Source organism: Gordonia zhaorongruii, from assembly GCF_007559005.1.
GTDB lineage: Bacteria > Actinomycetota > Actinomycetes > Mycobacteriales > Mycobacteriaceae > Gordonia > Gordonia zhaorongruii.
Genome location: NZ_CP041763.1, coordinates 297615 through 320209, shown reverse-complemented (window position 1 = coordinate 320209; position 22595 = coordinate 297615). Strand labels below are relative to the sequence as shown.

Below are 22595 nucleotides of genomic sequence, written 5' to 3'. Positions count from 1 at the left end.
TCGGGGCGCCCCTCTTCTCGTGATCCTGCCGAGTCAGCGGCCGATCGACTGGCCCGACGAGCCGAGGACGTCGCACGCCTCGCCGACACGGGTCGCCATCGAGGCCTCCGCCTTCTTCAGGTAGCTGCGGGGATCGTAGACCTTCTTGTTGCCGACCTCACCGTCGATCTTGAGAACGCCGTCGTAGTTGCCCAACATGTGCCCGGCGACCGGACGGGTGAAGGCGTACTGGGTGTCGGTATCGACGTTCATCTTGATGACGCCGTAGCCGACGGCCTCCTCGATCTCGCTCTTGAGTGAGCCCGAGCCACCGTGGAACACGAAGTCGAACGGCTGCGCCGACGCGTCGAGACCCAGCTTGGCGATCGCCGCGTCCTGGCCGTCCTTGAGGACGTCGGGGCGCAGCTTCACGTTGCCCGGCTTGTACACGCCGTGCACGTTGCCGAACGTAGCCGCCAGCAGGTAGTGGCCGTTCTCGCCGGTCCCGAGGGCGTCGACGGTCTTCTCGAAGTCATCGACCGACGTGTACAGCTTGTCGTTGATGGCGTTCTCGACACCGTCCTCTTCGCCGCCGACGACGCCGATCTCCACCTCGAGGATGATGTTGGCGGCCTTGCTCGCTGCGAGGAGCTCCTTCGCGATCTCCAGGTTCTCGTCGATCGGGACCGCGGAGCCGTCCCACATGTGCGACTGGAACAGCGGGTTCTCGCCGCGCTCCACACGCTCACGGGAGATCTCGATGAGCGGGCGGACGAAGCCGTCGAGCTTGTCCTTGGGGCAGTGGTCGGTGTGCAGGGCGATCGTCACGTCGTACTTCTCGGCGACGACATGTGCGAACTCGGCGAGAGCGACCGCACCGGTGACCATGTCCTTCACACCCTGGCCCGAGCCGAACTCGGAGCCACCGGTGGAGAACTGAATGATGCCGTCGCTGCCCGCGTCAGCGAAGCCCTTGATGGCGGCGTTGATCGTCTCCGACGAGGTGCAGTTGATGGCGGGGAAGGCGAACTTGTCCTTCTTCGCCTTGGCGAGCATCTCGGCGTACTTCTCGGGGGTTGCGATTGGCAAACTACTCACGTCCTGTCGAGCCGGTGGATGTTTTCCACGCTTGATAAGGGGTTCCCGGCCAGTTTGCCAGGTCGTGTTCGCAGCCGGGGCAGTCCCCCGAGTTCGTGTCGGACCTCGCACGTGCGGCTTTAAGGGTTCTTGAAGGTTTGCCCGGTAAGGTGAGCGCCTGTGATCCACACACTGCTTGCCGAGACCTCGACCAACGTGGCACTCATGCCCGGATTCATGGACCCGTTCAACCTGATCGGGTACTTCGGCCCAGCCGCGTTCTGGGGCCTGCTGCTGGTCATCTTCATCGAGTCCGGCGTCCTGTTCCCCATCCTCCCCGGCGATTCGCTGCTGTTCGTCGCAGGCCTCGTCGCCGCAGGCAGTGCGACCGCCGAGCATGCGGAGAAGGTCGCCGACTCCGGGCTCACGCTCTGGCCACTCGTCATCGGCGTGCCCATCGCCGGAATACTCGGTGGCCAGGCCGGTTACTGGATCGGCAGGTACGTCGGGACGTCGATGTTCAAACCCGATGCCAGGTTCCTCAAGGAGAAATACCTCACCGAGGCGCACGACTTCTTCGAGAAGCACGGGCCGATCACCATCTTCCTGGCCCGGTTCGTGCCGATCGTTCGCACCATCGCGCCGATCGTCGCCGGTGCCGCCCGAATGAAGTTCCCGGTGTTCACGATCTTCAACGTGGTCGGAGCCATCGTCTGGGGATCGGGCATCGTCCTGCTCGGCTACTGGCTCGGCCAGTTCGAGATCATCCAGAAGCTGATCGAGCCGATCTTCATCCTGATCGTGCTGATCTCTGTTCTCCCGATGCTGATCGAATGGCTTCGTCGCCGTCGCAGCGGCAAGGACGACGCGGTCGCTACCGACTGAGGCACGTCCGTGGACCTTGTGTCAGATACGGATGCCCACGTCGTTCGCGACGATGTCGTCCAGAGCCCGCTCGGCGACGGCTGCGATCGTCATCGATGGATTGCAGGCGGCGCAGTTGCCGGGGATGAGCGCGCCGTCGATCACGTACAGCCCGCGCTGCCCTTTGACGCGTCCGCTCAGGTCGCAGACGCTGCCCATCGACGCACCGCCTAAGGCATGCCAGGTGGTGTTGACGAATCTGTTCGAGTCGATGAGCACGCCACCGGGCCCGGCGATCTTGCGTGCCGTGGGGTGAATGTGCCCCCACTGAATGCGCCGATCGCCGTCAGCCGGCCAGATAAGGCGCGCAGCACCGGTCGACGAGTCGTACCGGAACCGGCCCCTCGTCTTGCTTACTCCGTAGCCCACCATCATGGTGCTGTGCGCCTCCATGCCCGCCGTCGGGATAGACGCCTGGATCACGGTGTGCGCGGTAGACGGCGAGTCCCAGTTGAGGCTGCCGAAGACCACGGGGCCGCCCTGGCGTGCCCCGAAATTCAGCGCGGGGTCGGACCACACGTAGATGCGGTCGGCGTTGGTTCCCCACCCCGTGCCGATCCCGTCCGGAAGATCGTCCACGGCGCCACCGTCTCTTGCTTGCACCAGCAGACGGGTGGTGTGCACAGCGCCGGCCGCCATCACCAGCGTCTTCGTGGTCATCGTCTTGTGGGTCACCGGCGTACCGCTGTGATCGGTCTCGGTGACGTCGAGCCGCCAGCTGCCGTCCTTGCTCCGATGAACCGCAGACACCTCGTGCAGTGTCGCGATGGTCAGCAGCCCCGTCGCGCGCGCCTGACGCAGGTACGTGACGTCGACACTGTGCTTGCCGCCGTTGTTGACCCCGAGTGCACCGGAACCATCCGTGTACGACGGCCGCATCTTTCCGGACAGCTCGTCGAGCGCATACTGCCAGTCGATCGGCATCGGGATCTTCGACACCGGCAGCCCGGCGCGCCGCGCACGGGACGCGAAGATGCGCGCCGCTTGATACGCCGGAGTGCGGATCAAGCGGTCCGGCGCCGTCTCCAATTGCAGCATCCTCGCGACCCGCGGGTAGTGCACATCGTGCATGCGCTGCCAGTCGAGTTGCTCGGGTAGGTGCTCGTTGAACACGTCCTGCTTCGGCACCAACGACATGCCCTGGTAGATGAGGCTTCCGCCACCGAGCCCCGCTGCCGTCACAGCGGTCATGTTCTCGCCCGCCACCGCGTCGACGAGGCCGACGTACGGCTCCGGAGAGAACGGCCGGCCGAATAACTCGGGCGCACTGCGGTGCCACAGCACCCGCTTGTCGGGGCTGAGCGGGTTCGGGAACGTATTCCTGTTCGGGCCCGGCTTCCACTCACGTCCTCGTTCGAGGAGCAGGACCGGCACACCCGCCTGCGTCAGCCGCAGCGCCGTCACCGCACCGCCGAATCCCGATCCGACGACGATCACCCGATGCTCGGATGATTCGCGCCGGACGTGGGAGGGTGCGCTCCGCGCCGGACCCGGGGCGACCGACCCGGCCGCCGTCGCGCCGACTGCCATCGCTCCAGCCCCAGCCGCTCCGATGAGCATCTCCCGACGAGTCAGCGCCACACACATTCCGTTCAGTCGCCCGTGCTCAGCACGGTCCATCAACTTGCAGATGTACCAATCTAACGTCACTGCAAGGGACTTCGAGTCGCGGACGACCGCATCGGTTCGCGGGCGGGCACACACCTAACGGGAGCGAGACGACTCCGGGCACATCACAGTCTCCTCGCACATCCGCGACGCCCCAATGGGCGGAATCGGTCAAACATCCTAATTGCCATTCTCGTGCGAGGCTCCGCACCGCACCGGCGCGTGATGAGGGACCATTGATCACGTGACACAGCCACACACCACCAAGGCAGCGGAGACGCGTGGGCATCTCCTGGACGCCGCCGAGCGACTGTTCTCCACGAACGGCATCAGCGGGGTATCGAACCGGCAGATCAGCGAGGCCGCGGGGCAGGGCAACAACTTCGCGGTCGGATATCACTTCGGATCGCGCGCCAACCTGCTGTCGGCACTCCTGCATCGGCACCAGGCGCCGATCGACATCATCCGTGCGCGCATGGTCGACGAGCTTCCCGCAGATCCCGGATTACGCGATTGGATGCGATGCCTCGTCCAGCCGCAACTGGAGTACATCGGCACCCAACCCGTCGCCACGTACTACGGGCGGTTCTGGATGGAACTGACGATCGACCCGACGACGGCTGCTGTACTCCAGGACGCAGCAGACGTGTCGGTGCCGCTGACCGCGATCATCGACGGAATGAATGACAGCCTCCCGGTCATGGCCGAATCAACGTTGCGATGCCGCGGCGCCATGATCGGCGGCTCTCTCATGTCGACCATCGCCGACTTCGAGAAGAGCCGTAACGACGACGGCGCTTCGGACACGACTGCGTGGCGGGACTTCTCCGAGTCCGTAGTGGACGGCATGATCGGGCTGTGGACCGGCCCGGACACCGTGCACGCTGCCGACTGACTACCGGAGACCGCTGTCCGCGAGCACCGCTCAATCGCCACAGCTGACCCTCACGAAGGGAATACGCTGGGCAGACCAGAAGCGATGCAAGGAAAGCGAGGGCAGATGGATGAGTGACTGGAACGCCGGCGTGATCGACGAGTTCCGCGCCAACGAGGGACGTGTCAGCGGCCCCTTCGAGGGTGCCCCGATGCTGCTCGTCCACCACCGCGGACGCAAGAGCGGGAACGACCACGTCACTCCCATGATGTATCTGCCGGACGCCGACGACCCCGACACGATCTACGTCTTCGCGTCCAAGGGTGGCGCGCCGAGCAATCCCGACTGGTACCACAACCTGATGGCCGCGAGCACGGCGCACGTCGAACGGGGCACTGAGGCCTACGATGTGACCGTCGAGGAGATCACCGGGGACGAGCGCGATCGCATCTACACGCAGCAGGCCCGACTCTTTCCCGGATTCGCCGAGTACGAGGAGAAGGTCGAGGGCATCCGAGTCATTCCGGTCCTCGCCCTGCATCGGTCCTGACCGGTCACCAGGCCGCGTCGAGGTCCGCGTGCCGTGCGATCCACGCATGCATGACGATCCCGGCGGCGACTCCCGCGTTGATGCTTCGGGTGGACCCGAACTGCGCGATCGACACGGTCAGATCCGCAACGCGCTGGGCTTCGTCGCTCACGCCGGGCCCCTCCTGACCGAAGAGCAGAACGCAGTCGCGGGGAAGGTCGGACGTCTCCAGCCGAGAAGCTCCCGGTGTGTTGTCGACAGCCACCACCGCGAGGCCGTTCTCGCGCGCCCACTCGATCAGATCGTCGATCGTCGGGTGATGCCGGAGGTGCTGGTACCGGTCGGTGACCATGGCACCCCGGCGGTTCCAGCGGCGACGGCCGACGATGTGCACCTCCTGCGCGAGGAAGGCGTTCGCGGTACGCACCACGGTGCCGATGTTCGCATCGTGCGCCCAGTTCTCGATGGCGACGTGGAAGCCGTGTCTGCGGGTGTCGAGGTCGGCGACGATCGCTTCACGCGACCAGTAGCGGTACTCGTCGACCACGTTGCGACGATCTCCGGACTCGACCAGCTCCGGGTCCAGTCGCGGATCGTCGGACGGTTGCCCGGGACGCTCATCCGCCCACGGGCCGACACCCACCACGGGGCCGGGTCCGGTCGTCCACTCGGTGGGGCCGGCCGGATCGTCAGCTGAGGCGCCGGCACTATCGGGGGCGCCGACGCTGGGGCCGGGCCGATCAGCCGTGTCTGCCACCTCCGTCAGGAGAGACCGAGGTCGGACAAGCCGAGCAGCGACCGGTACGGCACTCCGAGTTCGGTGATCACATCGTCTGCGCCGGTGGCCCGGTCGACGACGGTGGCGACGCCGACCACGACGGCTCCGGCTTCGCGTGCGGCCTCGACGGCCTGCGACGGCGATGCACCCGTGGTCGAGGTGTCTTCGACGACGAGAACTCGCTTACCCTCGATGTCGGGGCCCTCGATCCAGCGTTGCATGCCGTGAGTCTTGGCCGACTTGCGCACGACGAACGTGTCGATCGCACGGCCGTCCGCGTGCATGATCGAGGTCGCGACCGGATCGGCGCCGAGGGTGAGACCGCCGACGGACGCGTAGTCCCAGTCGGACGTCAGCTCGCGCATCAGGGCGCCGATGAGCCGGCTCGCCTCGTTGTGCAGTGTCGCGCGGCGCAGGTCCACGTAGTAGTCGGCTTCCTTGCCCGACGACAAGGTCACCGTGCCGTGAACGACGGCCAGTTCAGTGACCAGTTCGGCGAGCCGGGCGCGGGCAGCGGCGTCGACCGCTGGAGTGGATGCCGACATGCGATGAGGCTCCTTCGAGGGAATGTGTGCCGCCCGCAGCGCTTACGCGGGTCGGTGAACCGGTCAGCGCTGACGCGGATCGTTCAACGGCGGCAGGTTCGGCGGCGCGGTGCGCTCACGCGGCTGGCGCTGCTCCGGGAACCCCTGTGTCGGGTCGAGGCGCGGGTCGCGGCCTTCCGTCTCGGACTGCGGTGGCGGGCGACGGAAAGGCTCCACCCGCGAAGGCTCGTCCGACGCCGGTCCGGGACGCGCAGCGGGACGCGGGGTCGCGTCCATGCGGGATTCGCGGGGCGCAGGGGCCGGACGCGTCGGGTCCGCCGGGCGCGGCGGACCCGCGGGCCGGGCGCCGCCTTCCATCTCACTGTCTGCGGCATCGGCACGGATCGCCTCGTCGCGGGCCTCTGCACGGCGTCGGCGCTCCTTGTCGCGCAGCGACTCCGTCTTCTCGTCGGCGAGTTCTTCCCGCGCGGGACCGTGCGGGTCACGCGGGTCGGGCGAGTCCTGCGGGCCGACTGCGGGCGGCAGAACGCGGAGCAGATCGGCGAAACGGCGGACCGTATCGAGCGCGACGTCGAGACGCTCGTCCTCGGTCGTCACCGGCATGGAGCCGAGCGCCCAGTTGCCCTCGTTCCACAGGATCTCGATGTAGTCGGGAGCCTCGGTCGCCAGAGTCACCATGCGGCGATCACACGTGCGGCGCGCCGCGTCGAGGTCGCTGGCGAACATGACGCGGGCACCCATCGCACCCAGGAGGTCGACGTCGTCTTCAACAGGCGCCAGGACGTCCTCGTGGCGGAGGTCGACAGTGACCGTCGACCCGGTCGGACGCCGGACGGCGACGATGGTGGCCGTCTCCTCCAGGTCGAAGACGACCGCTTCTGCACCCTCGTAGTGGCCGTACGCGACGTCGCGCACCCGAACGTGCTCCGGCGCGTCCATTCCGGCACGCTGGAAGACGGTGCGCAGCTTGCTGTCGCTGTCGCGGAACTTGAAGGAGTGCGTCTCGCCCCATACGGCCCGCTGGTGGTGCACCTGCTCCGACCGGTTCCGGTCGAGCCACAGCAGCACCCCCGCACCGGCCAGTGCGAGCACCGCAATCACGAAATAGACAATGGTCATCGGGGATAGCCTACTATCGAACGCCCCCGCACTGGTGAACGACTCGATGGCCGCCGAAAGGAACCCGATGACCGCACGACGCGACGAGGCGCTCGCGGACCTGGTCGCTACCGTAAATCCGGCCGCCATCGAAGCTCTGACCTGCGCTTTGATCGCTGAGCCGAGCGTTAACCCGGGCGGCGTCGAGAAGTCGACGGTCGAAGTGCTGGCGACGGCCTGCCGGGCCGCAGGCTTCGATGTCGAGGTCACGGAGGTCGAGCCCGGTCGCCCGAACCTCCTCGCGACGGCCCCGAACGCCGGTGACGGACCCGGCCTCATGCTGCTCGGGCACTCCGACGTCGTGCCGCCCGGCCCGGGCTGGACCGGCGACCCCTTCACTCCGCGGCGCGATGGCGATCTGATCGTCGGGCGCGGCTCGTCGGACATGAAAGGCGGGATCGCAGCGGCGGTCGCCGCGATGTCGGTGCTCCAGCGCGCAGAGGAGTTCGGCATCACGCTGTCGGGTCCGGTCCAACTGGTCGTCACGGTCGACGAGGAGGAGCACGGCTCCGGGGTCCGCCACCTCGTAGCCGATCCCCCGGACCGCGAGTACGCGGGCTGCATCGTCGCCGAGCCGACCCGCATGACCGTGGTCCGCGGGTGCCGCGGCGCCTCGTACTTCGATATCGGAGTGACCGGGCGTGCGGCTCACTCCGGCCGCCCGAGTGACGGGGTGAGCGCCATCGACGGTGCCGCCCGCGTCATCGACGTCATCCGCGAGGATCAGGCCGCCCTGGCCGCCGATCCCGACCCACTGCTCGGTTTCGGTACGTGGAACGTGGGCACCATCGAAGGCGGACAAGGGATCTCGGTGGTAGCGCCCTCCTGCTACCTGGGTGTGGACCGTCGCCTCATGCCCGGCGAGGACGTCGATGCGATCGCCGCTCAACTCACCGAGGACGTCCGCAGGGCAGGCATCGAGGACGGCGGCGTCCGCGTCGACGTGACACCCACGATGTTCCTTCCCGGTTTCGCGACGTCGGCCGACGACCCACTGGTGACCGCCACCGCCACAGCCGTCTCCGCCTCGGGGGTCGACCCGAACGTCGGAGGCTGGACCGCAGCGTGCGACGGCGGATTCATCAGCACGGCCCTCGGGATCCCGACCGTCGTGATGGGCCCCGGCGACATCAACGGCCAGGCGCACCAGCCCGACGAGTCGGTCTCGCTCTCCGAGCTGGTCCTCGCGGCGCAGGCGTACGTCCGCGCCGCCGTGGAGCTGCTGGCCTGACCATCTCTCGCCTGTTTCGGCGGCTGCGGCGCCAGCCGAGGATGCGTGCCGAGACCGGGTCTGTCACGACCGAGGGTTTCGACTCGCTGCGCTCGCTCAACCACCGAGGAAACTCCCCCTCGGCCACGCGGAGCACCTCCCTTCGATGGTTGACCACGCGGAGCGACCCCTCGATGGTTGACACGCGGAGCACCCCTCGATGGTTGAGCGAGCGCAGCGAGTCGAAACCACGCCGCCCCAGTACGCTGACCCCATGAGCGGATCCGTCGGTCAGATCGCCGATGCCAAGTACGTCATGCTGACCACCTATCGGAAGAACGGCACACCGGTCGCCACGCCGTTGTGGGCGGTACGCGACGGCGCCGACATGATCATGTGGACGGTGTCGGATTCGTGGAAGGTGAAGCGCCTTCGCCGCGACAACCGGGTTCTCGTCCAGAAGTGCGACGCCCGCGGGTCCAAGACGAGCGGACCGCAGGTCGCCGGCGTCGGAGAGGTCGTCGACGGCACTGCGGCGGGCGATCTCATCATCGGCAAGTACGGCCTCTTCGGCCGCATCACTGTCCTCGGGTCCCGACTCCGTCGCGGTAAAGACGGCACCGTCGGACTCCGCATTCACGACGTGGTCTGACACTCCCCGACGAATGTCGGTCCTGGCCGGTCACGGCGTCCGACGCCGTAGCGTCGCGGCAGCCAGACACAGGGCTGCGACGATCCACGCGCAGACCACCCCGATGTCACGCCACATGATTCCGGTGGGCGACGGGTTGCCCGCCACCTCCTGGAGCGCTTCCACCGCGTAGGTCATCGGCAAGAACTGGCTCAGCACGTCCATCCAGCCGGGCAGGTGCTCACGCGGGACGAAGAGTCCGCACAGGAACAGCTGCGGAATCACGATGACCGGCATGAACTGCACGGCCTGGAATTCGGTCTGCGCGAACGCGCTGCACAGAAGCCCGAGCGCGACGCCCAGCATCGCGTCGAGAATTGCGATCAGGATGACCCAGCCAACCGAGCCCTGCGCCTCCAAGCCGAGCAACCAGAACGAGAACCCGGCAGCGAGGACGGCTTGGACGGCAGCGACGATGGAGAAGGCGAGACCGTATCCGCCGAGTAGATCGAGTTTGCCGATCGGGGTGGTGAGGAGTCGTTCAAGTGTGCCCGAACGGCGTTCGCGCAACATCGCGATCGAGGTGATGAGGAACATCATGATGAACGGCAGGATTCCGAGCAGCACGATTCCGATGCGATCGAACGGCTCGGGAGCGCCGGGCGGCACCGCCTGTTCCGAGAACATGAAGTAGAGCAGCGTCATCAGGACGATCGGCACCACGACGACAAGCGCGATGGTCCGGGGGTCGGACCGGAGTTGTCGCAGGACGCGGGCTGCGGTGGCGAGAAGGATCTTCGGGTGGATGAGCGGTTCGCGAACCGCTTCGACGGCGGTCATGCGGCACTGTCCTCGATGAGCTCGAGGAACGCATCCTCGAGGTTGTCGTGACCGCTGCGGTCGCGGAGTTCCTGTGGCGTGAGCTGTGCGACCAGACTCCCCTCACGCATCAGGATGAGCTCGTCGCAGTGCGCGGCCTCGTCCATCACGTGGCTCGAAACGAGCAATGTCACGCCGGACGCGGCGAGGTCGGCGAACCGGGTCCACAGATCGGCACGCAGCACCGGGTCGAGGCCGACGGTGGGTTCGTCGAGCACGAGTACCGATGGCTTCGTGACGAGCGCACAGGCGATGGAGACGCGGCTGAGCTGCCCTCCGGACAGATCCGCTGCGAGGTGGTCGGCTCGTGCGGTCAGGTCGACGGCGCGCAACGCGTCGCCCACCGCGTCCTCGGCGTCGAATACGCCGGCGAAGTAGCGGACGTTCTGCTGGACGGTGAGGTCGGTGTAGATCGACGCTGCCTGCGTCACGTAACCGACACGTCGCCGCAGCGCCGCCGATCCGGCGGGCAGACCGAGTACCTCGACCCTCCCCCGCACGTTCCGTTGGGTGCCGACGATCGCCCGCATCAAGGTCGTCTTACCGCATCCGGAAGGTCCGAGAAGTCCGGTGATCTTCCCGGCGGGAACGGTGACCGTCACATCGTCGACGGCGGTGACCGTGCCACGGTGCACAGTTGTCTTCTCACATCTGATCGCGTCCACGCCCGCCTCAATTCATCATGTGTTGAATTACAGGTCTGACGCTACGCCTCGCCACACGCTCACGCAATGGACACCTCTCGCGGCAGGTACCGCGTCACGCTCCACTTGCAGACGCCGCGTTAAGCAGTAAGTGCCGCGGGAACCACCGGCGCCTGATGCTCACGACAGCAACGGTCCCGCTCCCGCAATTCGGGAACGGGACCGTTCTGAGCCGTCAGATCAGCCGATGACCAGCGAATCCCCGTCGCCGCTCACGTTCACCGGCACCACGTCGCCGTCGCGGATCTCGCCGGCCAGCAACGCCTTGGCGAGCTGGTCGCCGATCGCCTGCTGCACCAGGCGGCGCAACGGGCGGGCGCCGTACAACGGGTCGAAGCCGCGTTCACCCAACCATTCCTTGGCCTTCGGCGTCACCTCGAGATCCAGTCGGCGCTGCGCGAGACGCTTCCCGAGCTGCCCCAACTGAATGTCGACGATCGACACCAGTTCGGTGGGGCTGAGTGCGTCGAAGATGACCACGTCGTCGAGACGGTTGATGAACTCCGGCTTGAACGCCGCACGTACCGCCGCCATCACTTGATCGTTGTCGCCACCCGAACCGAGGTTGGACGTCAGGATCAGAATCGTGTTGCGGAAGTCGACCGTGCGCCCTTGACCATCGGTCAGGCGACCTTCATCGAGCACCTGAAGCAGCACGTCGAACACGTCGGGGTGAGCCTTCTCGACCTCGTCGAACAGGACCACCGAGTACGGACGACGCCGCACGGCTTCGGTGAGCTGACCGCCCGCGTCGTAACCGACGTAGCCGGGAGGCGCACCGACGAGCCTTGCCACACTGTGCTTCTCGCCGTATTCACTCATGTCGATGCGGATCATGGCGCGTTCGTCGTCGAAGAGGAACTCGGCCAGAGCCTTGGCGAGCTCGGTTTTACCGACGCCGGTCGGGCCGAGGAACAGGAACGAGCCGAGTGGCCGGTTCGGGTCGGCGACACCGGCCCGTGCACGGCGCACCGCGTCCGACACGGCCTGCACGGCGTCCTTCTGACCGATCACCCGATTACCGAGTTCGGACTCCATGCGGAGCAGCTTGGCGGTCTCACCCTCGAGCATCTTTCCCGCGGGCACACCCGTCCACGCCGACACCACCTGCGCGACGTCGTCGGGGCCGACCTCCTCCTGCAGCATCACGTCCTGGTCCGGGTCGGAGCCGGTCCGCTCCATCGCTGCCGCGAGTTCCTTCTCCAGGCCCGGGACCTTGCCGTACCGAAGCTCTGCCGCGCGGCCCAGATCACCGTCGCGTTCGGCCCGATCAGCCTCTCCACGAAGATGTTCCAGCTCTTCCTTCACGTCGCGGACCGCGTCGATGGCGGTCTTCTCGCTCTGCCACCGGGCGTTCAGCTCGTTGAGCTTCTCTCGGTGATCTGCGAGTTCCTCGCGCAGTTTCGTCAATCGGTCCTTCGACGCCGCATCGGTCTCCTTACCGAGCGCGACCTCCTCCACTTCAAGGCGGCGGACCACCCGTTCCACCTCGTCGATCTCGACGGGGCGCGAGTCGATCTCCATGCGCAGTCGCGACGCGGCCTCATCGACGAGATCGATCGCCTTGTCCGGCAGGAACCGTGACGTGATGTAGCGGTCCGACAGGGTCGCCGCGGAGACGAGGGCCGAGTCGGTGATGCGCACACCGTGGTGCACCTCGTACCGCTCCTTGAGTCCGCGCAGGATGCCGATGCTGTCTTCCACCGACGGCTCGCCGACGTAGACCTGCTGGAAGCGTCGCTCGAGCGCGGCGTCCTTCTCGATGTACTTGCGGTACTCCTCGAGGGTGGTCGCACCGACCAGCCGCAGCTCACCGCGGGCCAGCATCGGCTTGATCATGTTTCCGGCATCCATCGCCGATTCACCGGTCGCGCCTGCGCCCACGATGGTGTGCAGCTCGTCGATGAACGTGATGATCTGCCCGTCGGATCCCTTGATCTCGTCGAGGACGGCCTTGAGCCGTTCCTCGAATTCGCCGCGGTACTTCGCGCCGGCGACCATCGAACCGAGGTCGAGCGAGACAACCGTCTTGCCCCGCAACGACTCCGGGACGTCGCCCGCTATCACTCGTTGGGCGAGCCCTTCGACGATGGCGGTCTTTCCGACGCCGGGTTCACCGATGAGAACAGGGTTGTTCTTGGTACGACGTGACAGCACCTGGACCACGCGGCGAATCTCGCTGTCACGGCCGATCACCGGATCCAGGTTGCCTTCGCGGGCGCGCTTGGTCAGGTCCGTCGAGTACTTCTCGAGCGCCTGGTAGGTCGCCTCAGGATCCTCGCTCGTCACGCGGCCCGTGCCGCGTACGGACACGAATGCTTCGCGGAGCGCGTCCGGTGTCGCGCCCGCCCCCGACAGCAGCCGGGCGACGTCAGACTCGCCCGTGGCGAGCCCGACCATCAGGTGCTCCGTCGAGACGTAGTCGTCGGACATCTCGGTGGCGAGGTTCTGCGCAGCCGTGATCGCCGCGATCGACTCGCGCGAGAGCTGCGGTTGCCCGCTCGCGCTGGACACCGTCGGTGCACGCCCGGCGATCTCCTTGGCTTCGGACCGAATCCTGGACGGGTCAACGCCGACAGCCTTCAGCAGCGGCGTCGCGATGCCGTCGCCCTGCGCCAGGAGCGCAGCGAGAATGTGCGCAGGCCGCACATCCGAGTTACCGGCTGCGGCGGCGTCCTGCACGGCAGCCTGCAGCGCAGCCTGCGTTTTGGTTGTCGGGGTGAAACTCTCCATTGCCACACCTTTCCGTCGGCCTGAGCGGTTCGGACCCGTCCGAACCTTAGTCTACAAGGCTCATGTTTGCCTCTCGCCGGATTCAACCACCACAGGGTTGAGTCCATTCCACTTAGGTTTCATTGTAGGTGTGAGGTGCGACACGTGCGCATCGGCCGCAGATCGGCGGGATAGCCAACAGATCGCACGAGGCACGGATCCACCGGATTCGCTGATTCCTCGGCTACTGGTGTGCCGTCCGCGGATCAGTCGTGGTGTTCGCGTGTTGCGGCGTCGAGCAGGAGCGTGAGGCCGTTGTCGAGGTTCCAGTGTGCGTGGTGGTTCTCAGGGTCGGCAACGTCACCGTCGGACCAGACGAGCACATCTACCTCGCCCTGAACGCAGCCGGGCGCATTGTGCGCATCAACCCCGACACGGGGCCGCCTGCACCATCGCCGACCACCTGACCCTATTGTCGGCGGTGCGATTCGGCGACGGGCCGGACGGGACCACGCATCGCTGTACGTGAGCAGTTTCCTGGGCATAATCACCCGCCTGACGCCGCCGAGCAACCGATGAGGACGCCCGCCGGTCCTTCCGTGCCCGCCGATAATCACAGAGCCTGCACCGTGCCCTCGGCGCGTTATCCGAGTGTCGACCTGCCAATCCACCTCATCGCGCCACCCACGAGCCCGAGCATCCCGTCGCGAATGGGCGTCCCGTGCTCGGCAAGCGCCAGCGCGCCGACTGCCGCAGAGGCGCGAACCATCCGCAACCCGTGCCGCCGGCGCATCCGGTCGTATCGAGCCAATGCACCGTCGGCCGGGAAGTCGACGAGCAGTTCGGCGAGGGTCACAGCATCGACCAATGCCTCACCCGCACCACGCCCGAGATGCGGCGTCATCGTGTGCGCGGCATCCCCGACCAGGGCGGCCCGACCGGATGTGAATCTCGCCAGCGGCGGTGACTGAAAGAGATCGTGATGAAGCATGTCGTCACGATCGACCCCGCCCATCACCATCCGTACGTCACGGTGCCAGTCCGCGAAGCGCGTGAAGAAGTCCTCCACGGTGGTGGTCCCCGGCGCGGCACGGGAGGCACCGAAGAAGTTGAGCCTTCCGTCCCAGCGCGGGGTGATCCCGAAAAGAGCTCCGCGGCCCCAAGTCTCACCGAAAAGGGAGCCGTCCTCGACCGACGGACTCGAGAACGTCTCGACTGTTCCACGCCACACCGTGGTACCCACGTGGCGTGGCGCCGTGGCGGAACCGAAGAGTTGTGTCCTGGTCGGACCGGACGTGCCGTCCGCGCCTATCAACACGGCGTCGCCTGCGAGATCACTCGCCGATATCCCCGGCCGCCCGTAGTTGACGACGCCAGCCGCCAGCTCGTCGGCGAGTACGTCCTGCAGATCCGGTCGCGTCACCAGCAGTACGGGCTCCGGTAGGTTCGCGGTGACGAACACCCGCCCATCGGCGCCGCGCAACGCCCCGGCGCGCTGCTCCACCGACACCTTGCGAATACGATCGAGCACCCCACAGCGATCCAGAGCGTCCTGCGCCGCACCAGCCAGACCGAATACCGTTCCCGTGGTTGGCGGCGCATCTGCACGCTCGTCGACGGTTACCCGAATCCCGGCCCGTGACAGGATGACCGCCGCGGCCAGACCCGCCACGCCTGCCCCCGAGATCCGCACCTTGCCCACGGCCTGCAACGTCGTCATGACCCGAGCATACTACAAATGTAGTCTCAGTACTACACTTGTAGTTTCATCTGGCATCGTGCATAGTGTCCCGGTATGTCACGCCGCACCGATCTGCTCGACACCGCGATCGACGTCGTCGGCACGGACGGAATCCGCGCGCTGACCCACCGACGTGTCGACGAGCGGGCCGGGAGGGCACTGGGCTCGACGTCCAACCTTTTCCGGACACGCCGCGCCCTCCTGGACGGGGTCCTCGACCGCCTACTCGAGGTCGATCAGCAGGTCATCGAGGGCATCACCGGCACCGCACTCCCCGAGTCCACAGATGCGCTGGCCGATGCCCTCACCGCCTTCATGTGTCACGCCCACGGTCCCGACGCGACCCGCACGCGAGCACGGTTCGCGGTCTTCGCCGAGGCCGCCGGCGACGCAACTCTGAGCGCCGCGATCGAACTCCGACGCGCAGACCTCGTCGAGGTCATCGTCCAATCATTGGCCTCGATAGGTAGCGCCACAGATCCGACCGCCGCAGCCCGGGCACTCTCCGACCACCTCGACGGAACCCTCCTACACACGAGCACCGCTCAGCCACTCGCCGCCGATGAGTTCCGCACCGCCATCGAGCGGCATATTCGAGCGTGGGTCGCGTAATCCGCCCAGGCGACACAAACTCGGTAACCCCTCAGCTTCGCTTGACGAACGAACTGCATTTGACGCTATGCACCCATAGCTCCAGGGGAGGCAGCGCGTGCCCGATTGTGTGACATGAACCACATGGGTGCGATCCCCGTGGTATATGGGGTTATGGCACTTCGATTCGGTTTCCTGACCGCAGGCGACAACACCCGGGTTGCGGGTCGCACAGCGCTCATCGCGGGCACCGCAGTGCTCGCACTCGCCGCTGCCGGGTGCGCTGACGATAGCGCCCCGGAGTCCTCGCCTGGCCAGACCTCCGCATCCGGTGGTTCCGGAGGTGCGAATCCCTCCGCCGGGCCGAACTCTGAATCGGGCGACAGCAAACCGGACGACACCGCGACCTTCAGCGTCCCGGGCAGCTCGAACGGTGGCGACGACGACAACACCGCCTTCACGTACGACGAAGCCGCAGTCCCTGTCGGGGCTACGGCGACCGTGGACGAAGAAGACGACAACGGCAAGACCACGGTGACACTCAACGCGAACGGACTGGCCCCGAACCGGGGCTTCGGTGTGCACGTGCACACCAAGCCGTGCGGCCCGGAGCCCTCGGACTCGGGACCGCATTACCAGAACAAGATCGATCCGGCGGCCACGCCGGAGTCTTCGTCGACGGATCCTGCCTACGCGAACCCGCAGAATGAGGTCTGGTTGGACCTCACCTCCGACGCGCAGGGTGCCGCGCACGCGTCGAGCACCGTCAATTGGGAGTTCCGGGACGGCGAGGCTAACTCCGTGGTGCTCCACGAGGAACACACCATGACCGCACCCGGTCATGCCGGCTCGGCTGGCGACAGGCTTGCCTGCGTGGACGTCGACTTCTGACCGGGTCGGACGCGGGTAGCCCAAGGGTCGGTTCGTGAATCATTCCGGGTCTGACGGAGACTCGCGGCGATAGTCTGCTGTCCCGCTCAGCCCACCTCGGACAGTCTTCCCCGCACCGTGTCCGCTGGCGGATTCGTATGCGCCACACCATCGATGACGACCGTCGGAACGGTCTCATCACCGTCGTTGACGCTCCGGACGAAGACGGCGGCATCCGCATCGGCCCAGATGTTGACCCACACGGCCCGATTGCGGACGCGGACGAGTCGCCGCCGCAGGCGCGCGCAGTACATGCAGCCGGGGCGCCAGTAGATCACCACGGTTCCGGCTTCAGCGGCCACCACGGCGTCGCGCTGGTCGGGTCCGCTCCCACGTCGCGGAAACAACCACCAGCCGAATGCCGCCAGAAGGACGGCGAACACGACGATCAGCGACCACGACCCGTCGGCGAGCAACCACAAACCGGCGCCGACCAGGACGAGCCACACGAACCAGACGGCTACCGATCTCACGGATTCGATGATGCCTCACGACGGGCCACTCGTCCGCGACACCGATACCGCACAGTTCGCGGCGACCCGGCTACCTGCAGTTACTGGGTGCCGTCCGACCGTTGAACCGGTCGTTGAGCCAGCTGAATCCCTGGCCCAACTCACCGATCGGCATGTTGACGATGTGGCCCAAGCCGAGGCCCGGAAAGATCTTCGGGAGCGGGATGTCCATCAGTTGCACCGATGTTCCGCCGGCGCACCACCTATGCCCGAGGCGTCGTACGGCGGCCGGCGAGACGATGTCGTCGGCTCCTCCGGTCAGCAACAGGATCGGAGTGGACGGCGCAGTCCTGCCGAGTGTCATCGAGTCGATCACCTTGGCCGTCCGCCGGTCGGAGGCCAGAACGCTCTGAATCGATCGCCCGGAGACCGTGAGCTCACTCGACTTTCGCAACCCGTACGTCAATTCGGTCTCGACAACGCACTGACCGTCCGTCCTGCGCAGCATCTCATGCCCTGCTCGATTGAGCATGTCGTCGATGACCGGCTTGGTAGCCGGATACGAACCCATCAGACCGTTGAGAAAGTACCCGTTGATTCCGACGAGCGCTCCACCATCGACTGTGCCGAGCTGCTTGATCATGTCCACCGGCGGCGCTCCGACGAACGCGCCCTTCACGTTCAGCTCCGGTGCGTATGCGCTCACCTGTTCTGCGGCGGCCGCCGCTGAATGGCCACCCTGGGAGTACCCCCAGAACGCGACCGGACCATCCGCCGGTATCTGCGCACCCGGAAGACGCTGTGCGGCACGGGCCGCGTCGATGGTTGCGGGCCCCTCACCTCGTGGGTTCAAGTAGGTGTCGGGCAGATAGTCGGTAACGACGACTGCAATCCCCTGCGAAAGCAGCATGTAGATGGACGGCAACTCGTACTCGACGAAGAAGTCCAGCGGCGGGGTGTAATGCAGCGCCTCCCCGAGAAGTCGTGAGGTCTTGCACTGGGGGCCGATACCGTGGGTGCCCACCGTGAAACTGACCAACGGGCGGGAGCCCCGACCCCGCCACGGAGACTTCGGAGTCAGCACCGTTCCAGTCGCTGCGGCGGGCTGCCCCGTCGGGCCGGTCGTCCGGTACATGATGCGGGATGCGTCCGCCGGAAAGTGCCCCGACGGCGTCGGCACGGACAACGCCACGGTCATCGGCTCGCTGCGCAGAACGTCGCCCGGTGCTCCCGTCAGCTGTTTCGGCACGGTGTAGAAGCCACCCTCCGCATGCGAGGTGCCCGCGCCGATGAAGATCGCGCCCAGCGACATCAGCCCCACGAGGGCCACGGTCACCGCAACCCGACTCAATCGACAGAACGCCCGAAACATCAGACCACCATATATGGCGCACACCACAGGAAATGCCGGTTTCGGCGTCGCACCGGTCCAGGCATGTCAGAAGTGGCCGGAGTTCTGGTCCGGGAGAGAGTCGTGCTGTCGCCACCCGAAGGACCCCCGTGCCAGAGCCGCCCACGGAGGTGTCCCCGCACTGACCGACTGGCATTCGGGCGCTTCTTCTCGTCTTTCTGGTACCGCTGTGCGATTGCCGATCGTCAGCGGTACCAGAAAAACGACGCTCGACGGGAGCCGACACCTCAGCTGCTCGACGATGCGTTCCGACAACCACCGCGACTAAAGACTGGCACCCTTCTATCGTGGAGGCATGACCACAGGCGACGACAGCAACGGACCGGACATCAAACCTCGCAGTCGTGACGTCACCGACGGCCTGGAGCGCACCGCGGCACGCGGCATGCTCCGCGCGGTGGGCATGGGCGACGACGACTGGGTGAAGCCGCAGATCGGCGTGGGTTCGTCGTGGAACGAGATCACGCCGTGCAACCTCTCCCTCGAACGCCTCGCCAAAGGTGTCAAGGAAGGCGTGCACGAGGCCAATGGCTACCCGCTGGAGTTCGGCACCATCTCGGTCTCGGACGGCATCTCGATGGGCCACGAGGGCATGCACTTCTCGCTGGTCTCCCGCGAGGTCATCGCCGACAGCGTGGAGACCGTGATGAGCGCCGAACGCCTGGACGGCTCCGTCCTGCTCGCCGGCTGCGACAAGTCGCTGCCGGGAATGCTCATCGCTGCGGCGCGCCTCGACCTGGCGTCGGTGTTTCTCTACGCGGGGTCGACTCTGCCCGGATACGCGAAGCTCTCGGACGGATCCGAGAAGCAGGTGACCATCATCGACGCCTTCGAGGCGGTCGGCGCCTGCTCCCGCGGACTGATGAGCCGCGACGACGTCGACACGATCGAGCGGTCCATCTGTCCGGGCGAAGGCGCCTGCGGCGGCATGTACACGGCCAACACGATGGCCAGCGCCGCCGAGGCGATGGGCATGTCGCTGCCGGGAAGCGCGGCGCCGCCTGCTCCCGACCGTCGTCGGGACAAGTTCGCCCGTGAATCCGGTGCGGCCGTCGTCGAGTTGCTGCGCCGTGGGATCACCGCGCGCGACATCATGACCAAGGAGGCGTTCGAGAACGCGATCGCAGTGGTCATGGCGTTCGGCGGCTCCACCAACGCGGTGCTGCACCTGCTGGCCATCGCCTACGAGGCAGACGTGCAGCTCACGCTCGACGACTTCTCCCGGATCGGTTCTCGCGTACCGCATCTAGCCGATGTAAAGCCGTTCGGTGCGCACGTGATGACCGATGTGGATCGTATCGGCGGCGTGCCCGTGGTGATGAAGGCCCTACTCGATGCAGGCCTCCTGCACGGTGACTGCCTCACCGTCACCGGCCGGACTGTCGCCGAGAACCTCGCCCACATCGCACCCCCGGACCCCGATGGCAAGGTTCTGCGTGCCCTCGACTCGCCGATCCACCCCACCGGCGGGATCACGATCCTGCACGGCAGCCTCGCCCCCGAGGGCGCGGTGGTGAAGTCGGCCGGATTCGACTCTGACGTCTTCGAAGGCACGGCTCGCGTGTTCGACGGCGAGCGGAACGCGATGAACGCACTCGAGGACGGGACCATCACCTCTGGTGACGTGGTCGTCATCCGCTACGAGGGCCCGAAGGGCGGACCCGGCATGCGCGAGATGCTGGCCATCACCGGCGCGATCAAGGGAGCGGGCCTGGGTAAGGACGTACTGCTCCTGACCGACGGACGCTTCTCCGGCGGCACTACCGGTCTGTGCGTGGGACATGTGGCGCCCGAGGCCGTGGATCACGGCCCCATCGCCATGGTCCGCGACGGCGATCGTATCCGCCTCGACGTCGGCTCCGGGACTCTCGACCTCCTCGTCGACGAGAACGAGTTGTCGTCGCGCGCTGCGGACTTCGAGCCGCTGCCACCCCGCTACACGCGGGGCGTGCTCGCCAAGTACTCGAAGCTGGTCAAGTCGGCCTCGTTCGGCGCCGTCTGCGAGTAAGCATCCAGGCAAGCTAACGCTTCATCCGTCTGAGTGGTACCTCACAGCGTCGGCACCGGCCTATAGCGGGTCGCCGACCGTCAGCGGTACCACTCAGACGAGGATCGCTCTGCCACGGTCGCTGACCTTCCCGGAGTGATGCCATATCCGCCGCCGATAGATACGCACCCGTGTTGTCGCCCCGGACTCAGCAGAACACTCGGAGTGCCGCGAGCCGCTGGCGAACCCCGTCCGCTGCCCGACACGAGCGGCTGCAGGCGGACACGTCGAGCGCCGTTGTGAAACGAGACCCGCAGGTCACCATGTACAACTTGTACGTGAGCAACCTAGAGCAGATTCGATGACCGCCGAGCCGATCCTGAAGCCCGGCGATACGTGCCTGACGACCGCGCAGGCGGATCGACTGTCGGTGATCGTCGATGCCGCCGACTACTTCGCATACGCGAAGTCGGCCCTGCTGCAGGCCCGGCGACGCGTGATCCTCGTCGGCTGGGACTTCGACACCCGTATTGAACTCGAACGGAAAGCTCCCGCATCGGACGTGCCCGACGAGCTCGGCGACCTGCTGAGATGGCTCACCAAGACTCGCCCCGAACTCGAGATCTTCGTCCTCCGCTGGAGTATCGGCGCACTCACCGGCATGGCCCGCGGCATGCTGCCGCCGTTGGTGCAGGATCTGATCAGCGGACGCCGCCTTCACTACCGCGTGGACGCGGCGCATCCGATCGCCGCGGCGCACCACCAGAAGATCGCGGTCATCGACGACACGTTCGCGTTCTGCGGCGGTATCGACATGACAGTCGACCGGTGGGACACCTCCGACCACCTCACGTCGAACGAGCATCGGGTCACACCGACCGGCGAGGCGTACGGGCCCTGGCATGACGTGACTCTCGCGCTCGACGGCGGGGCGGCGCAGGTGATCGCCGAGGTCGCCTACGACCGGTGGGAGGCCGCGACCGGCAAGAGGCTGCCACCTATCGCGGCGCCTCCCCGCCCGGTATGGCCGGAGGGGCTCGGACCCACCTTCACCGGCGCCACGGTCGGCGTCTCCAGGACGCTGCCCGAGTACAAGGAACGCGAGGAGGTCGATGAGATCTTCCAGCTGTACCGGGCCGCAATCGCCGCCGCCCGCGACACCCTGTACCTCGAGAGCCAGTATCTGGCGTCCCGAGAGATCGCCGAGGCCCTGATCGCCCGGCTCGCCGAGCCCGACGGGCCGGAGATCGTCGTCGTGCTGCCCAGGCACGCTGACGGAGATATCGAGCGGCGCTCGATGGACGGTGCGCGTCACCGTCTGTTGCGGCTGATCTGGGAGGCCGACGTCCACGACCGGTTCCGGATCTTCTATCCGGTCACCGCGGACGACGAGCCGATATACGTGCACGCCAAGGTGCTCATCGCCGACGACCGAATCCTGCGCGTCGGATCGTCCAACCTGAACAACCGGTCCCTCGGATTCGACAGTGAGTGCGACGTGACTATCGATACCGCCGACAACACCGACCAGACCGCTGCCATCAGCACTTCCATCCTGGCCGTTCGGAGCAGGCTGATCGCCGAGCACCTCGACATCGACGCAGCCGATCTCGATGAGGAAGTCGCCGAACAGGGATCGTTGATCAAGGCGATCGACCTGCATCGAGGAAGTGGCCGGACCCTGGCCCCGTTCACCAAGGCGAACACCGCGGACGAGGATTCGCCGCTCGCCGACAACAACCTCATCGATCCCGAGGACGTCGACTCGATGCGCTTCGAGAACGTCTACCGCTCCGTCGTGCGGCACACGGTGCGCGGTGTCCGGTCGGCGTTGCCCTTCTGACCGTCACACCTCGAGGTCACCCGTCGGACTCA

General features: G+C 66.5%; 21 protein-coding genes. 10 read left to right on the top strand and 11 right to left on the bottom strand.

Features of this window, described 5'->3' with window-relative positions; translation table 11 throughout:
• Positions 1-33: 33 nt before the first annotated feature.
• Positions 34-1068: a class II fructose-bisphosphate aldolase gene (gene fbaA / locus FO044_RS01455; RefSeq protein ID WP_132992905.1), complete on the bottom strand. Its 1035-nt coding sequence runs from the start codon at positions 1066-1068 to the stop codon at positions 34-36.
• A gap of 168 nt (positions 1069-1236) precedes the next feature.
• Here fbaA and FO044_RS01450 point away from each other — a divergent pair, with 168 nt between their 5' ends.
• The gene (locus FO044_RS01450; protein WP_132992904.1) at positions 1237-1941 is read left to right on the top strand and encodes a DedA family protein; all 705 of its coding nucleotides are present in this window, start codon (positions 1237-1239) and stop codon (positions 1939-1941) included.
• Positions 1942-1962: 21 nt separating this feature from the next.
• Here FO044_RS01450 and FO044_RS01445 read toward each other — a convergent pair whose 3' ends face one another.
• Complete coding sequence (locus FO044_RS01445; protein ID WP_459562298.1) at positions 1963-3540, bottom strand: GMC oxidoreductase; 1578 nt, start codon at positions 3538-3540, stop codon at positions 1963-1965.
• 292 nt (positions 3541-3832) lie between these two features.
• On the opposite strand from FO044_RS01445, the gene FO044_RS01440 reads away from it, so the two are divergent.
• The gene (locus FO044_RS01440) at positions 3833-4483 is read left to right on the top strand and encodes a TetR/AcrR family transcriptional regulator (RefSeq protein WP_132992903.1); all 651 of its coding nucleotides are present in this window, start codon (positions 3833-3835) and stop codon (positions 4481-4483) included.
• A 109-nt stretch (positions 4484-4592) separates the two neighbouring features.
• The gene (locus FO044_RS01435) at positions 4593-5012 is read left to right on the top strand and encodes a nitroreductase family deazaflavin-dependent oxidoreductase (protein ID WP_132992902.1); all 420 of its coding nucleotides are present in this window, start codon (positions 4593-4595) and stop codon (positions 5010-5012) included.
• A 4-nt stretch (positions 5013-5016) separates the two neighbouring features.
• Here FO044_RS01435 and FO044_RS01430 read toward each other — a convergent pair whose 3' ends face one another.
• The 3 genes from FO044_RS01430 to FO044_RS01420 all read right to left on the bottom strand — a co-directional run bounded on the left by FO044_RS01430 (position 5017) and on the right by FO044_RS01420 (position 7433).
• Positions 5017-5637 carry a TrmH family RNA methyltransferase gene (locus tag FO044_RS01430; RefSeq protein ID WP_235831466.1) on the bottom strand — a complete coding sequence of 207 codons (621 nt, stop codon included), beginning with the start codon at positions 5635-5637 and terminating at the stop codon, positions 5017-5019.
• A gap of 116 nt (positions 5638-5753) precedes the next feature.
• The gene (pyrE, locus tag FO044_RS01425) at positions 5754-6314 is read right to left on the bottom strand and encodes an orotate phosphoribosyltransferase (RefSeq protein WP_143965297.1); all 561 of its coding nucleotides are present in this window, start codon (positions 6312-6314) and stop codon (positions 5754-5756) included.
• Between the two features lie 63 nt (positions 6315-6377).
• Entirely contained in the window at positions 6378-7433 is a 1056-nt protein-coding gene (locus tag FO044_RS01420; protein ID WP_143965296.1) for a type III secretion system chaperone family protein, read from the bottom strand.
• Positions 7434-7500: 67 nt separating this feature from the next.
• Here FO044_RS01420 and FO044_RS01415 point away from each other — a divergent pair, with 67 nt between their 5' ends.
• Positions 7501-8703, top strand: a complete 1203-nt coding sequence (locus tag FO044_RS01415) for a M20 family metallopeptidase (RefSeq protein WP_132992898.1) — start codon at positions 7501-7503, stop codon at positions 8701-8703.
• Between the two features lie 253 nt (positions 8704-8956).
• Positions 8957-9334 (top strand): PPOX class F420-dependent oxidoreductase, encoded by a 378-nt coding sequence (locus FO044_RS01410; RefSeq protein WP_132992897.1) that lies wholly within the window; start codon positions 8957-8959, stop codon positions 9332-9334.
• Positions 9335-9364: 30 nt separating this feature from the next.
• Here the strand turns inward: FO044_RS01410 and FO044_RS01405 are convergent, their stop codons facing one another.
• From FO044_RS01405 to clpB, 3 genes are all read right to left on the bottom strand, one after another.
• Entirely contained in the window at positions 9365-10153 is a 789-nt protein-coding gene (locus tag FO044_RS01405; protein WP_132992896.1) for an ABC transporter permease, read from the bottom strand.
• On the bottom strand, positions 10150-10827 hold the full coding sequence (locus FO044_RS01400) for an ABC transporter ATP-binding protein (RefSeq protein WP_235831398.1): 678 nt from the start codon (positions 10825-10827) through the stop codon (positions 10150-10152). The genes FO044_RS01405 and FO044_RS01400 overlap by 4 nt, the downstream gene beginning before the upstream one ends.
• 249 nt (positions 10828-11076) lie before the next feature.
• Positions 11077-13629 carry an ATP-dependent chaperone ClpB gene (gene clpB, locus FO044_RS01395; RefSeq protein WP_132992894.1) on the bottom strand — a complete coding sequence of 851 codons (2553 nt, stop codon included), beginning with the start codon at positions 13627-13629 and terminating at the stop codon, positions 11077-11079.
• 251 nt (positions 13630-13880) lie between these two features.
• On the opposite strand from clpB, the gene FO044_RS01390 reads away from it, so the two are divergent.
• A complete protein-coding gene (locus FO044_RS01390; protein ID WP_132992893.1) occupies positions 13881-14075 on the top strand; it encodes a hypothetical protein in 195 nt (64 codons plus the stop codon).
• A gap of 176 nt (positions 14076-14251) precedes the next feature.
• On the opposite strand, the gene FO044_RS01385 is transcribed toward FO044_RS01390, so the two are convergent.
• Positions 14252-15328 carry an FAD-dependent monooxygenase gene (locus tag FO044_RS01385; protein ID WP_132992892.1) on the bottom strand — a complete coding sequence of 359 codons (1077 nt, stop codon included), beginning with the start codon at positions 15326-15328 and terminating at the stop codon, positions 14252-14254.
• 75 nt (positions 15329-15403) lie between these two features.
• Between FO044_RS01385 and FO044_RS01380 the strand changes: the two genes are divergently transcribed.
• Positions 15404-15961, top strand: a complete 558-nt coding sequence (locus FO044_RS01380; protein WP_165943073.1) for a TetR/AcrR family transcriptional regulator — start codon at positions 15404-15406, stop codon at positions 15959-15961.
• Positions 15962-16114: 153 nt separating this feature from the next.
• Positions 16115-16831 (top strand): superoxide dismutase family protein, encoded by a 717-nt coding sequence (locus FO044_RS01375; protein WP_132992891.1) that lies wholly within the window; start codon positions 16115-16117, stop codon positions 16829-16831.
• Between the two features lie 86 nt (positions 16832-16917).
• Here FO044_RS01375 and FO044_RS01370 read toward each other — a convergent pair whose 3' ends face one another.
• Entirely contained in the window at positions 16918-17343 is a 426-nt protein-coding gene (locus tag FO044_RS01370) for a glutaredoxin domain-containing protein (protein WP_235831397.1), read from the bottom strand.
• 70 nt (positions 17344-17413) lie between these two features.
• Complete coding sequence (locus tag FO044_RS01365) at positions 17414-18658, bottom strand: lipase family protein (protein WP_186290571.1); 1245 nt, start codon at positions 18656-18658, stop codon at positions 17414-17416.
• A 370-nt stretch (positions 18659-19028) separates the two neighbouring features.
• Here FO044_RS01365 and ilvD point away from each other — a divergent pair, with 370 nt between their 5' ends.
• Positions 19029-20741, top strand: coding sequence for a dihydroxy-acid dehydratase (ilvD, locus tag FO044_RS01360; RefSeq protein ID WP_132992889.1), 1713 nt, complete (start codon positions 19029-19031; stop codon positions 20739-20741).
• A gap of 340 nt (positions 20742-21081) precedes the next feature.
• A complete protein-coding gene (locus FO044_RS01355) occupies positions 21082-22563 on the top strand; it encodes a phospholipase D-like domain-containing protein (protein WP_132992888.1) in 1482 nt (493 codons plus the stop codon).
• Positions 22564-22595 lie beyond the last annotated feature (32 nt).